Raw genomic sequence first — 14,319 nt, 5'->3', positions numbered from 1 at the left:
AGCGTCTACACTTTATATAATTTCGCCGCAGTTTTGGCACAGCAAAAGGATACTTATTATGAGATTTGCTAAAGGCCGTACTCAAGACAGTTCAGTAGCGCAGCAGGTGCAGGCCGGTGTCGCCAGCGCTAGCTTGCAGCAAAGCCAGTTATTGCAACAGCAAACAGAACAAGTAACGGCAATTCAGCACAGCCCGCAGCAGCAGCTGCAGCGCAAACAACTGCAAGGCCTGGTTAGCCAGCAAATAAGCCTGGAAGAAGAGCCAATGCAAGGTAAATTTGCGGTAGTGCAGCAAGCCGGGCTGGAGGAAGAAGAGCCAATGCAAGGTAAATTTGCGGTAGTGCAGCAAGCCGGGCTGGAGGAAGAAGAGCCATTGCAGGGTAAATTTGCGGTAGTGCAGCAAGCCGGGCTGGAAGAAGAGCCCTTGCAGGGAAAGTTTGAGCCTGCCGTTGTTAGTCAGCGTCAGGCAGATACCAGCATTAATAACACCGGCATGCCGGATCAGCTAAAAAGCGGCATTGAATCTTTGTCCGGCTACGCGATGGACGATGTAAAAGTGCATTACAACTCGGCCAAACCGGCCACTATGCAAGCCCATGCTTATGCCCAGGGCACAGATATCCACATCGCACCGGGGCAGGAAAAGCATTTACCCCACGAAGCCTGGCATGTAGTGCAGCAAAAGCAGGGCAGGGTAAAACCAACCCGGCAATTAAAAGGCAAAGTAAATATTAACGATGACGCCGGTTTGGAACAAGAAGCCGATATCATGGGCGAACTCGCTAAAAGTAACGGAAGTGCAAATGGTAAAAATTCCATTCAAAGAGAAGCAATTTCTTTTTCTAATGATCAGTATCCCATTCAAAGGGTAATGAGCTTAGCTGAATTCCAAGCTGCCACTCCTAAAAGTATGTTCAATCCGAGAACACAAGGAGGAATCCAACAAATTGATATCGCCTTGAGTGCCTATATTGGTGCTCGTACCGCAGCCAATGCTAATGCTTTAATAAATACTCTTAATGGCTATATTGGTGGAAATCATCATGCGGGTCGAATTGTAGTAGCTACTAACCTTCTTACAAGAGTTCAGAATGAGCGGGACCTTTTGGTTGCAATGGGAGATGCCCATGCATTTCTGGTAGACGGACTTATTCTACAAACAAATGCAGTCCCTTTTAATAATCTCCGTCAACTTGCGTTGGCAGTTCCAGGAGCAGCTGCTACACAAATACCTGCAATTATTAATGAGGTCGGCCCAGCGAACATAGCTGATCCTAACCTAATATTATTACTAGGTTCAATGGGTGCAGGTAGCATGAATGTTTTGACAGATATGATCTCTAAATGTGGTGGGGTGGCACAATTAGGTAATTTATATACTGTTGTCAATCGCCACCCAGGTCAGGGCGATTTGGCTCATGACCTCACGAAAGAAGCTGCTGGTGCTGCCGGAACATTCAATCGACTTGCCGGTGAAATTCCTGCATTTTCTCAAGCTCCGGCTGGAGCTGTACCCGCTGGATTAGCATTGGTAATCGCAGCATACAATAATACCTTGGCAGCTGCGCCATTGGCTAATTTTGCGGCATTAGTTAATCAAGCTGATGCAGCACACACAGCGGCAACAAACTTGCGAGCAGCCATACATGGCGGTGGCGGAATTAATCTTGGCTTATTGAATAATATAATGAACAACCCGGTAAATGGCATTATCGCCCTTCAGGGAATTGCAGCAGGTCCTGCTGCACCAACTGCCCCACAGATAGCAAACGCTAACGCATTGAGAGGAATGATAGCAACGCCTTTAAATAATCAAGTAACTGCAGCAATAGGAGGTGTTCCTTCGCCCCTGCTTGCAGTAGATTGGGGGAATTTTATAACAGCTGTTGGAGCTATTAATATTGCTAATACTAGCTTAACCAATGCAGCAGCGGCACCTATGCTTGCCGGGGTGAACTGGGCTCATTTTCTAACCAGACATACTGCTAATCATTTTAATTTTGGTGAGATAAAGCCTGACAATACACAATGGGATGTTACATGGGGAGCTGGGGCTGGGGTCCAGGTACTTGCGCAACTCGCGGGAGTAATCGGAGGTCTGGCGGCTGCTGAAAATTGGCTTTTACCTGGTATACCAATTCCAAATCAAGCTGTGCCTGGAGGAGGCTCTGCCCAAATAGCAGGGCTTGCTGGTGTTGCACCAAACACACTGAATATAGGACAATTCTTCCCAGAAAATAGTCCCGCCAACAATCATTATGATCATCCAGCTTCAACAATGCGCGCTATATTAAAAGTTATATAAGGTGGTGGTATGATTAACGTAACATACAGTATTACTTTTGATTACATTAAATTTTACACAGAATTTGAGATTGCTAATGCCTCTCAAGCGCTTTTAGAAGAAATAGCGAAAAAAACTTCCATTGATGGTTGTATAAAAATAAATGGTAGCGATGATACGCAAGTCGTGAGCATTGTGGATGAGTTGATTCCATGGATTCAAAATTTGTGTTTGCGCGCTATACCTGATCTTTCATGTGATGTACCAGTGTCTGTCAATTACTTTAGTCGTTCAGGGACCCTTGAGATTAAGCCTATTGGAGAGCAGCTAAAAATCACCGGAAACTTAACTGGCACGGCTACTTTTCCTAAGGTTGAATTGTTGAAAGCATTATTTTTTTGTGGTCAGAGATTCATAAAGACGATGAGAGAAATAAAGGGGAATGATGCTGGCTATATTGCTAATATTGAATATGTCATGCGTTTTGTTGGGCCGGCTAAGGTTTCAATTGAAAATCTATGACGTTATTTGGTATGGTTTTCTTATTGTTATCATCGCCAGCAGCAGATAAGAATGCTCCATATAAACAATACCTTGCGCCGGAAACTTAGTGCGGGTATTAACGTGCGATAAAAGCCCTACAAAAAACAGCGCTGAAATAGTGCCGATAACCGACATGATGGAAAAGCCATTAAACGCCAGCGTGCTGTAGCGGGTGAAGTTGTCAGTGGTCTGTTATAGAAAGGGAAATCCAGGCAGCCAGGCTGCCTGGTGGTTTGGTTAAGGTCTGGTCAGCGGTATGGTTAAAGGCTCCAGTGTTGCGATGGCATTGGCACCGGCCGCATAGTGGTCTGTATAGTGCTGATCCTGCAAAATGGTATAAAACACATCAACAAAATCATCACTGTTGGTCATCCAGCGGTCGGGGATGGCTTGCAAAATACGGGCAGTGATCTGTGGGATCAATGCATAACCCTGTACCTGTGGCTCCGGGATCATTTGCATAACATCGGCCGCGGCGTTTAACAAAATTTGCGCCAGTTCTTTGTAGTTGGTGTTGCTGTCCTGCTCCATCAAGATAATATCGGCAGCGCCCCAACGGTACCTGTGCCAATGAATAAGTACCTGATTAGGGTAGTAATCGCGCTGCGCATAGTCCAGATACGGCATATCAACAATATCAATCACGGCTTCATGTCGCTCAGGGCTTACCCCGGTGACGATGGCATAAATCTCTGACTGTCCTAAGATCCAGGGCTCGTGATTATCATCCAAAGCAATCTTTTTCAGCACGGTAGAAGACAATGATGCAGGCTGCACAGGCTCAGTTGTGGCCAATGCCTGCTGGGTTAATGCTTGCCGTTGCACCTTGTGTTTTGTTAGCTCGTTACGTAGGGTTTGCAAAGCAGCCTGCAACGCTTTTTTATTATCGGTATCTACTACCAATACCGGTTGCTCCGGCACGTTATAAGGATCGAGTTGATGTATGCGGCCACTAACATCAAAGGCTTCAACATATTGCCATTGTGCCTTAGGGCCGGCAGGTTTAACTGCAAATAGCGGACTTTGGCCAGCTTGCCAGCGCGCTAACATATCAGGATGCGCCAACCTTAATTGCAATAACTGATCACTAACAGCCGTTACAGCCATTTGCTGACGCAATTGTATATCATTGCTGCGTAGTTGACGTGTTACCGCCAGTTGTGGCGCAGCCTGATACAGCGTATCTACCCCTACGGCAAGCTGATAGGTATTAATCTGTTGGCGCAACAACGGTTCCAGCTCAGTGAACACCTGGCTTAACGCCAGGGCCTGACGTTTTTCCTGCAGATAGATTTTGGCGTCATCAGCGTGCGATAAGCCGCTGAATAACATACAGAATAACAATAAATTTTTCATAAAATACTCCGCTACGACTTAAAACGGCACGCGACTTAAACAGGTCTTACCAGTTGAGTCTGGTCTGACAGTATCAGTATTTTTAGTGTAATGACACTAATTTTTGTTAAAAAAAGTGCGATTTTATGCTGCATTGTACCTGTATTAGCTTTGTGCCAGCCTAAGCTTCTGATCTGCTGTATAAAATAAAAACAGGCAGCTTATTCACTACGGCTACGGATTAACGTTGTTATGCCGGCTTACTAGTAAAGTTTGTTGTATAGCAAAGCTGACATTATCGCTTTTCATTTTAGCCATCTAAACGTATAGAAGTTGACTTTGTGGCCGGTTTTGCGCAAAGTAGCGTTTATGTCAGTTAACCGGGTATGGCTATGCCTATTAAAGTGATCGATCAGTTGCCGGCGGTGGAAGCGTTGTCGGCAGAAAATGTGTTTGTAATGACCGAAAGCCGGGCGCAGTCGCAGGATATCCGGCCTTTAAGAATTGCTATTTTAAATTTAATGCCAAATAAAATAGCCACTGAAATTCAGCTACTGCGTTTACTGGCTAACAGCCCGCTGCAGGTGGATGTGGATTTGCTGCGCATTGATGATCATGTTAGTAAAAATACGCCACCAAGCCATTTAAATTGCTTTTACCGTTATTTCTCTGAAGTACAGCAGCAAAAATATGATGGCTTAATTATTACCGGTGCGCCTCTGGGGCTGGTGGATTATGAAGACGTAACCTACTGGGCGCAGTTTGGCGATATTTTGCGCTGGGCTGACAACAATGTTACTTCAACCTTATTTTTGTGTTGGGCTGCGCATGCGGCGCTTTACCAATACTATGGCTTGCAGCGCGAAATCCGCGGTGAAAAACTGTCCGGCGTCTACTGGCAACAGGTAAGCCAGCCGCTGTGCCCATTGGTACGTGGTTTTGATGATGCGTTTTTAGTGCCGCACTCGCGCTATGCCCAGGTGCCAAAGCAAAAGTACCAGCAGCACGATGATTTACATATACTGGCCGAAGCCGATGTTACCGGTGCTTATTTATTGCAAAACAGCAGCGGCAGCCGGGTATTTGTTACCGGTCACCCGGAGTATGACTTAACCACGCTGGATGAAGAATATCAGCGTGATCTCGCAGCTGGTGTTGGCGCTAAGTTGCCAGAAAATTATTATCGCAACAACGACCCATTGCAGGGGCCGCAAAAGCTGTGGCAAAGTCATGCCTTTTTACTGTTTAGCAACTGGCTGAACTATTATGTGTATCAGGCCACGCCGTTTGAGCTAAGCCAGATTGGCCGTAACATTTAAGCTACTGCACGCTTAAACGACTAAGAATTACAACGAGCATTTTATGACAGCAAGACTAACGCCTGAGCATTTTCGTCAGTTACTTTCAAAGCGTATTTTTATTCTCGATGGCGCCATGGGCACCATGATCCAGCAGCATCGGCTGGAAGAGGCCGATTACCGCGGTAGCGAATTTGCCGACTGGCCAAGCGATGTAAAAGGCAATAACGATTTGTTGGTGCTAACGCAGCCTGAACTCATTGCCGATATTCACCGCCAATACCTGCTGGCCGGCGCCGATATTGTTGAAACCAACAGCTTTAACGCGACGACTATTGCGATGGCCGACTACCAGATGGAAGGGCTATCGGCACGCATTAACCGTGAAGCTGCTGCACTTGCGCGTAAAGTCTGTGATGAGGTCACCAAGCTTGAACCGCATAAACCGCGCTTTGTTGCCGGCGTGTTGGGGCCCACTAACCGTACTGCGTCGATATCGCCTGATGTAAATGACCCCGGCTTTCGCAACGTCAGCTTTGATGAGTTAGTGGATGCGTACACTGAATCAACCCACGCCTTAATCGAAGGTGGTGCGGACATTATTATGCTGGAAACTATCTTTGATACGCTAAATGCCAAGGCGGCCGCTTTTGCCGTGCTTAAAGTATTTGATGAAGTGGGTTTTAAACTGCCGGTGATGATCTCCGGCACCATTACCGATGCCTCCGGCCGTACTTTATCCGGCCAGACCACCGAAGCCTTTTACCACAGCCTGGCCCATGTAGAGCCGGTGTGTTTTGGCCTTAACTGCGCTTTAGGCCCGGATTTACTGCGGCCTTATGTTGAAACGTTGTCTGGCGTATCAGAAGCTTATGTCTCGGTGCATCCCAATGCCGGTTTGCCAAACGAGTTCGGCGAATATGATTTAGGCGCCACCGAGATGGCAGCAGAAATTGCCGATTGGGCTAAGCAGGGTTTTCTCAATATTGTTGGTGGCTGCTGTGGCACCACGCCGGAGCATATCAAAGCGATAGCTGATGCCGTGAAAGATGCGCCGCCGCGCCAACCGAAAGCGCCCAACCATAGTTTTAATTTAGCCGGCCTTGAAGCCTTTTCTCTGGAGTGGTAATGCGACAACAGGCCCGATTTATCAACGTTGGCGAGCGGACAAACGTTACCGGCTCGGCGAAATTTAAAAAGCTGATTTTAAACGGCGACTATGAAGCGGCGCTGGATGTTGCGCGCCAGCAGGTAGAAAACGGCGCGCAAATTATCGATATCAACATGGATGAGGCGATGCTCGACAGCAAGGCCGCTATGGTGCGTTACCTGCAACTGCTGGCATCAGAGCCTGATATTTCGCGGGTGCCTATTATGGTCGACTCGTCGAAATGGGAGGTAATAGAAGCCGCGCTAAAATGCATTCAGGGCAAGGCAGTGGTTAACTCTGTTTCGCTAAAAGAAGGCGAAGCGCCGTTTTTACACCAGGCAAGGTTACTGCGCCGCTATGGTGCGGCCGTGGTGGTAATGGCGTTTGACGAAAAAGGCCAGGCCGACACCAAAGTACGCAAGGTCGAAATTTGCCAGCGCGCTTATCAAATTCTTACGGAGCAAATAGGCTTTCCGCCACAAGACATTATTTTTGACCCGAATATCTTTGCTGTGGCCACCGGTATTGAAGAGCACAATAACTACGCGGTCGACTTTATTGAAGCCACCCGCGAGATAAAGCGCTTATGCCCGCATGCGAAAATTTCCGGCGGCGTATCCAATGTGTCGTTCTCGTTTCGCGGCAATGACGCGGTGCGTGAAGCCATTCACTCGGTATTTTTATACCACGCTATTGGCGCTGGTATGGACATGGGCATTGTTAATGCCGGTCAGCTTACCGTGTATGACGATATTCCGGAGCTGTTAAAAGAGCGGGTAGAGGATGTGATCCTCAATCGCCGTGACGATGCTACCGAGCGTTTACTGGACATTGCCGCCCAGTTTAAAGGCGATGGCAGTGTAGCAGAAAAAATCGACGATGCCTGGCGCAGCCTGCCGGTGAATAAGCGGCTGGAACATGCGCTGGTTAAAGGCATTACTGATTTTATTGATATCGACACCGAAGAGGCCCGCCAGCAAGCCGAAAAACCGCTGCATGTCATCGAAGGGCCGTTAATGGACGGCATGAACGTAGTCGGGGATTTATTCGGCGAAGGTAAAATGTTTTTGCCGCAGGTAGTGAAATCGGCCAGGGTAATGAAAAAGGCGGTGGCCTATTTACAGCCTTTTATTGAGCAAGAAAAAGAAGGCGGCCGCGCCCAGGGCAAGGTGCTGTTGGCCACGGTAAAAGGCGATGTGCACGATATCGGCAAAAACATTGTTGGCGTTGTACTGCAATGTAATAACTTTGAAGTGATAGATCTTGGCGTAATGGTGCCCTGCGCTGAGCTTTTGCGCGTAGCGAAAGAGCGCGATGTCGATGTAATAGGCTTATCCGGCCTGATTACGCCATCGTTGGATGAAATGGTGCATGTCGCCAAAGAAATGACCCGCTTAGGCTTTACCCAACCGCTGCTGATTGGCGGTGCCACTACGTCTAAAGCGCACACCGCGGTTAAAATTGAGCCCAATTATCCCAACGGCGTGGTGTATGTGCCTAACGCCTCGCGCAGTGTGTCGGTGGTGCAGTCGTTAATTACGCCCGATAGCAAAGACGATTATTTAAGCCGGATTAAAAACGAGTATGTGGTGGCGCGCGAGCAACATGCCCGTAGTCGCCCTGGCGAAAAGCTGCTTAGTTTTGCTGAGGCCAAAGCGAATAAATTCCAGCTCGATTTAACAAAAGTGGCACCCGCACCGAAACAGCCCGGGGTGCATCTATGGCAGGATGTTGATCTCAATATTTTGCGTGACTATATAGACTGGACGCCATTCTTTTTAACCTGGCAGTTATCCGGCAAATACCCGGCCATTTTAAACCATGCTGAAGTTGGCATGGAGGCCCGCCGGGTGTTTAAAGACGCCAATGCCATTTTGGATACCATGATTAACGACGGTCATGTTAAAGGCAAGGCGGTGTTTGGCTTATTTCCGGCTAACAGCGACGGTGAAGATATTATCGTTTACACCGACGAGAGCCGCACCACCGAAAAAGTGCGTTTGTATAACCTGCGCCAACAGTTACAGCTGCGAAACAATGCACCCAATTGTAGTCTGGCCGATTTTATCGCCCCGGTTGATAGCGGCGTAAAAGATTATATCGGCGGCTTTGCCGTGAGCACCGGTTTTGGCGCCGATGAATTTGCCGCCAAATTTGCTGCCGAGCATGATGATTACAACAGCATAATGGTAAAGGCGCTGGCCGACCGTTTAGCCGAGGCCTTGGCCGAATACCTGCACTTAAAAGTACGGCGCGAATATTGGGGTTATGCCGCCGATGAAACGCTTGATAACGAGCAGCTTATTCGCGAGTTGTACCAGGGCATCCGGCCGGCACCCGGTTATCCGGCCTGCCCGGAGCATACCGAAAAAGGCACACTATGGCAGCTGCTGGATGTGGAAGCGCAAACCGGTATTACCTTGACCGAAAGCTATGCCATGTGGCCGGGGGCAGCGGTAAGTGGTTGGTATTTTGGCCACCCTGACAGCAAGTATTTTGCCGTGAGTAAAATTGCTGATGATCAGCTAAATGACTATGCGGCGAAAAAAGGCTGGAGCACGGATGTAGCACAAAGCTGGCTGGCACCGAATTTGCGTTAGTAACACAGAGTACAGCCTCAGTTAAGTGTTTGTTATAGCTTAAGCTAATTGCTATGGTGGTTAAGCAATTAGCTTACATTTATTCGTTGTAGTTAGGTAAAACCAGCTAAACTTAGGCAAAATAACGTCAGGAGCACCTGATGCTAAAATTTGTTTATTGGTTCGTACTGATAGTATGCAGCCTGGTTATGTCAGCATTTGCATCCAGTGCTCAGGCTGCTGCACTTAATGTGTTGGTTGGGCAAAATAAACCGCCTTATATCCGGCTGGAAACCGTTAGCGGATATGAGATTGAATTGCTACGTGAAGTCGTGCGGCGCATGGGGCATGAGGCGGTGTTTGTGTTTGTTCCCAATTCTCGTATCCGTACCTTGCTGGACAGTGGTAACGGTGATATTGCGACTTTACAGCCAAATGATGCAATAGACGCTGAAGTGTATTTTTCCCAGCCCTATATTCGTTATCAAAATGTATTGATCACTCCTGCCAGAGATGAGCTACCTATCACGCATCCTGCTGATCTATCCGATAAACTATTGGTAGCTTTTCAGGGTGCTAGCAAGGTGTTAGGAGCCGATTATCGTGATGCGGTTGTGCATAATCCTGGCTACCTTGAAACTGTAGATCAAAAAGCGCAAGTGGAAATGCTGTTCAGTGGCAGGGCTCAGGCCATAGTGCTCGACCGCAATATCTTCATGCATCATCAGCAAACCAGCAGTTCGCCCATGGCAGTAAAAGTGCATGAGCTATTTGGTTCCAGCCTCTACCGCGCTGCTTTTAAAGACCCTGACTTACAACGTGACTTTGACAGAGCTCTACTCAGTGTATTGATGGATAACTGGTATCAGCAACTGCAGCTGAGTTATTTTATGCAACAAAATCAGCTGCTGCCAAATCGTTTTTACTGCAATGATTAAGGCTGTAACCACTGTTGTAAGCGTTTTGCCAGGCTCTCTGCTTCAATGGGTTTTACCAGCAAATCGTTCATTCCTGCTGCTATACAGGCGTTTTTTGTATCGCTGCCGTGATGCGCTGTCATTGCAATAACCGGTATACTGGTCATATTGGCCGATTTTCGCAGCTGCTGTGTGGTTTCGTAGCCATTAATGCCTGGCATTTCAATATCCATCAATACTAAATCTATCTTTTTTTGCTGTAATAAATCCAGCGCTGCCTGGCCATTGGTGGCGGTTAAAACCTGATATCCGAGCTTTTGTAAAATGATCTGTGCCAGTGCCTGATTAAAGTAATTGTCCTCTACCAGTAACACTGTATATTTGGATGCCAGGTCAGCACGATTTGTCGCCGCTTCTATGGCTGTTGCAGGTGACGGCACGGTGTCGACACGCGCTAAGGTAATGTTAAAACTAAAAGTGCTGCCTTGCCCGCTGTTGCTGACAACACTAAGCTGACTATGCATCAGACTGAGTAATCGCTGACATATAGTCAAGCCCAGCCCTGTACCGCCGTATTTGCGGCTTACCGAACTGTCACCCTGATTAAAAGCGATAAATAAGCGCTTTTGTTGCTGCTCGCTAATGCCAATACCGGTATCGGTTACGGCAAAATTTAGCAAACTATGCTGTGTGGTAGTTGTCGCACTGACGCTCAGCGTTATCGTACCGCGCTCGGTAAATTTGATAGCGTTGCTCAGCAGGTTAATGAGTATTTGACTGAGCCGCAGACTATCACCGCTAAATGAATCCGGAACCGTGGCGTCTAGTTGTAATGAGAAATGCAGTTGTTTTTCGGCCAGTTGGGCGCTAAACATATCGCTGATCTGAGTTAGCATGCTGCGCAAGCTGAAAGGCTGGCATTCCAGCTCCAGTTTACCTGCCTCTATTTTAGAGAAATCGAGTATGTCATTAATAATGCTCAATAAAATTTTTCCAGAGGCGTGAATTTTGGCCACGTAGCTGTTTTGCTGCTGCGGGTTATGGCTCTGCTGGGCCAGTTCGGCAAAGCCCAGCACGGCATTTAACGGCGTACGCAGTTCATGACTCATGTTAGCCAGAAATTCGCTCTTGGCCTGGGCCGCGGATTCAGCGGTTTGTTTTGCCTGCTGCAGTTGCTGCATAGCATGCTTTAGATGTGCAGTGTGTTGCTGCACCAATAGCGTAAGGCGCCGTTGTTCCTGCTCTAGCTGCCAGGTGCGCCACTTCAATAACAGATAAATGGCCAGTAGCAGCAGGGCAATATACAGCAGTATCATTGCAGCAGACAGATACCAGGGCGCAGGGATCTGCACCGCGAGTGGGGCAGATAACACCAGGTTACCTAAATGATCCCTGCTGCGTAACATAAACTGATAATCACCGGCGGGCAGGTTAGTATAATCGCGGTATAACTCGTCGTTCCAGGCTGACCAGTCGTCGTCATGTCCGTGTAACTTCACCTGAAACTGTGGCAAAAACAGGTGGCTGTAGTTTGGGCTGGCATAATCAAAACGCAGTTGGTTTTGCCCTGCACTAAGTGCCAGCTTCGACGGTAAATCACCACCATGATAGAACACCTCACCTGCCAGGGCACGAACCTGACGTAACAGCGGCTGTTTAGGTGGCAGATTACGGTGCTCGCTTATAGCAAAGCGGAAAATGCCTTCAGCACCACCAAACCACACCACGTTTTCTTCGTCGATCAATAAAGTATCCAGCGGGATATCAAGCAGCGGTTGCAGTGCCGATGATTGCCACTGATACTGGCCTTTACCGTCGGCAAGCAACATACCTGCCTGTCGGCTGCCGGTGTCGTTGTCCCAGGTTAATAGCCAGATGTTGTTGTTTTTATCGGTTTGCGGATAACGCACCCAGGGTTGGCTGTTACTAAACGCCGAGCCTAGTTCAGGGTCAAGATTAAAACGTTGCTGTTGGGTGTCAAACCGATAGAAACCGGCGACGGTAGCGAAAAGCAACTGATTTTTATACCAATGTACAGAGTTTCGGTTAGTGCTGGGTAAGCCGGCAGTTTTGTTAAACTGTTTCACCACTACCGGTGCGTTGCTGTCGGGCCAGCCGTTGGGCAAAGTCAACAAGTATAAGCCGTGTGCTAAGGTGCCTAGCCAGATATCGCCGTTTTCAGTTTGCAGTATGCTATTGAGGTTACCCTGAATACCGGCGATAACGCCTTCATCCTTCCAGCTGCCATCAGGCTGGCGCAAAATACTGGCCAGGCCATCTTGTAAGCCAACAAAAACCCGCTCGGGTTGCTGTGGCGACGGATACAATACTTTAGATGCCTGAGCGGAACTGCGCACCAGCGTTGCTTGCTGTCCGTCATAGCGGTATACGCCGGTACTGTTTGCGATAAGCAAACTGTCGTTCAGGCTGGCAAAGTCCCAGGTTTGCTTTTGTAGCCCCGGTATCTGTTCAAAACTGTTGTGTTGGCTTTTTTTGAATAAGCCAAGGCTGGTGCCGGCAAATAGGGTGTTTTTATGTTGATGTAATGCCAGTACATTGCCTTGCAGCCCATGCGCACTGTTGTATTGTGAAATCGCTGCTGCCAGATCAATACGGCTTAAGCCATGGTCCATTGCCAACCACAGGCCTTGTTGGTGGTCTTGAAACATGGCTCTGATATTCTGATCAACTAAGCCAAAGACTTTATTAATATGGCTTTTTAGCTGGCCATCGGCACCGACAATAAAAAGTCCGTCCTGGCTGCTACCCAGCGCATAATCACCGTTTTCCAGCCGCAGGCCAGTGTAAATACGCGCTTGCTGTAGTTTGTCATCGATATTAGTTTGCCAGGCAGTCAGCTTTTGCCCGGCAAAAAGATATAATTTACCTTCTCTGCTGGCGGCGAGCAGGGTGTTCTGGTCAAACTGTTCCAACATAAACAAATTAAGGCGGCTAAAGGCCTCAGAACCCGGTAGCAATTTAAAATCATCTTTGTGTAGCTCAAGCAGGCCAGTATCCGCTTCTTTTACTATTAACCTATTGTTTAACTTAAATGCTTTGAGGAAGGTACTGCTGCTGTGCCATACCTTCATCTGGCTACCTTGTTGCTCGTCGTAGCGGAAAATATAGTCACGGCTAAAAAAGTAAACCCCGTCTGCGGTGGCAAAGGTTTGTCTGACATCCTGAAATTGTCGGTACTGTGAAGGCACTGCAGAGAGTAGCGAAATATATTGCTGATTTTGCGGTAATGTTGGGTCGATATAGCCAATTTCGCCTTTAGAACCGACATAAATGCGGCCGCTGTCGGCTAATGCCAGAGAGCGTACAACGGCTTTATTGCGTGTCGGTATCATCCGCCATTGTGCACCATCGAATTCCATAACGCCGACATTATTACCGACATAGAGCAAGCCACGCTTGTCTTGCACTACAGCCCAGTTTTGCGTGCCACCATTGTAGTCTTTCGGCTTAAAGTTGCTAAGCAGCGGGGTGCCATATTGTGCAGCAACAACCTGGCAGGCAAAAAAGCAAACCAGCAGCGTTATACTTAGCCATGTTAATGTTGGTGCAAGCCGCTGAATTGTCAAAGCCAGGCTCCTGTAGGTCGGATGGCAGATATCAGGCTATTTTCGAAGTACTTTGTCCAGATAACCCATAGCAAACGCTGATAATACAAAGGTAATGTGTATTAGCAGGTACCACATAATTTTGTCATTAGCGATGTTTTCGGTATTCATAAATACTTTCAACAGATGAATAGACGAAATAGCAACAATTGACGCGGCAACTTTGTTTTTTAGTGAACCCGAGTCAAGTTTACCTAACCAACTGAGTTTGTCGTCGTTACCCTCTAAATCCAGCCGTGAGACAAAATTTTCGTAACCAGAGAACATTACCATGACGATCAGGCCGCCAACCAGCGCAATATCAATTAACGCCAGCACAACCAGAATAAGCTCTACCTCTTTCATGCTCAGGATGATGGGTAATATGTGAAACACCTCTTGGAAAAACTTAATCCCCAATGCCAGCAGTGCAAGGCTTAAACCCAAATAAATTGGCGCCATGATCCAGCGCGACGAGTACATCAGCTTTTCAATAAAATTTTCCATAACATTATCCGTATAGAGCAATCGCCGTATTATGCGGGCAACAAGGCAGATATCAAGCACTGCTGCTGATTTTTGTCAGCGCTGTCAGTGGCAGTGGTCGC

General features: G+C 47.7%; 9 protein-coding genes. 6 read left to right on the top strand and 3 right to left on the bottom strand.

The window, feature by feature from the left end:
* The first annotated feature begins 58 nt into the window (after nucleotides 1–58).
* Together ACYVIC_RS03940 and ACYVIC_RS03935 are read left to right on the top strand one after the other, a co-directional pair.
* Nucleotides 59–2,305, top strand: a complete 2,247-nt coding sequence (locus tag ACYVIC_RS03940; RefSeq protein ID WP_460857459.1) for an eCIS core domain-containing protein — start codon at nucleotides 59–61, stop codon at nucleotides 2,303–2,305.
* 9 nt (nucleotides 2,306–2,314) lie between these two features.
* The gene (locus ACYVIC_RS03935; RefSeq protein WP_460857458.1) at nucleotides 2,315–2,806 is read left to right on the top strand and encodes a hypothetical protein; all 492 of its coding nucleotides are present in this window, start codon (nucleotides 2,315–2,317) and stop codon (nucleotides 2,804–2,806) included.
* A gap of 258 nt (nucleotides 2,807–3,064) precedes the next feature.
* Here ACYVIC_RS03935 and ACYVIC_RS03930 read toward each other — a convergent pair whose 3' ends face one another.
* Complete coding sequence (locus tag ACYVIC_RS03930) at nucleotides 3,065–4,183, bottom strand: DUF3103 family protein (protein ID WP_460857456.1); 1,119 nt, start codon at nucleotides 4,181–4,183, stop codon at nucleotides 3,065–3,067.
* A 371-nt stretch (nucleotides 4,184–4,554) separates the two neighbouring features.
* Here ACYVIC_RS03930 and ACYVIC_RS03925 point away from each other — a divergent pair, with 371 nt between their 5' ends.
* The 4 genes from ACYVIC_RS03925 to ACYVIC_RS03910 all read left to right on the top strand — a co-directional run bounded on the left by ACYVIC_RS03925 (nucleotide 4,555) and on the right by ACYVIC_RS03910 (nucleotide 10,127).
* A complete protein-coding gene (locus ACYVIC_RS03925; RefSeq protein WP_460857454.1) occupies nucleotides 4,555–5,481 on the top strand; it encodes a homoserine O-succinyltransferase in 927 nt (308 codons plus the stop codon).
* 43 nt (nucleotides 5,482–5,524) lie between these two features.
* Entirely contained in the window at nucleotides 5,525–6,589 is a 1,065-nt protein-coding gene (locus tag ACYVIC_RS03920; protein ID WP_460857452.1) for a homocysteine S-methyltransferase family protein, read from the top strand.
* A complete protein-coding gene (metH, locus tag ACYVIC_RS03915) occupies nucleotides 6,589–9,210 on the top strand; it encodes a methionine synthase (RefSeq protein ID WP_460857450.1) in 2,622 nt (873 codons plus the stop codon). The genes ACYVIC_RS03920 and metH overlap by 1 nt, the downstream gene beginning before the upstream one ends.
* A gap of 188 nt (nucleotides 9,211–9,398) precedes the next feature.
* Complete coding sequence (locus ACYVIC_RS03910; RefSeq protein WP_460857448.1) at nucleotides 9,399–10,127, top strand: substrate-binding periplasmic protein; 729 nt, start codon at nucleotides 9,399–9,401, stop codon at nucleotides 10,125–10,127.
* Here ACYVIC_RS03910 and ACYVIC_RS03905 read toward each other — a convergent pair.
* Nucleotides 10,124–13,693 carry a hybrid sensor histidine kinase/response regulator gene (locus ACYVIC_RS03905; RefSeq protein ID WP_460857447.1) on the bottom strand — a complete coding sequence of 1,190 codons (3,570 nt, stop codon included), beginning with the start codon at nucleotides 13,691–13,693 and terminating at the stop codon, nucleotides 10,124–10,126. The genes ACYVIC_RS03910 and ACYVIC_RS03905 overlap by 4 nt on opposite strands.
* Nucleotides 13,694–13,729: 36 nt before the next feature.
* Complete coding sequence (locus tag ACYVIC_RS03900) at nucleotides 13,730–14,218, bottom strand: TIGR00645 family protein (protein ID WP_460857445.1); 489 nt, start codon at nucleotides 14,216–14,218, stop codon at nucleotides 13,730–13,732.
* Between the last annotated feature and the right edge of the window lie 101 nt (nucleotides 14,219–14,319).

This window comes from Rheinheimera gaetbuli, from assembly GCF_054781935.1.
Note: the sequence above shows the minus strand (reverse complement) of the source record. Positions and strands in the feature narration are given on the sequence as shown.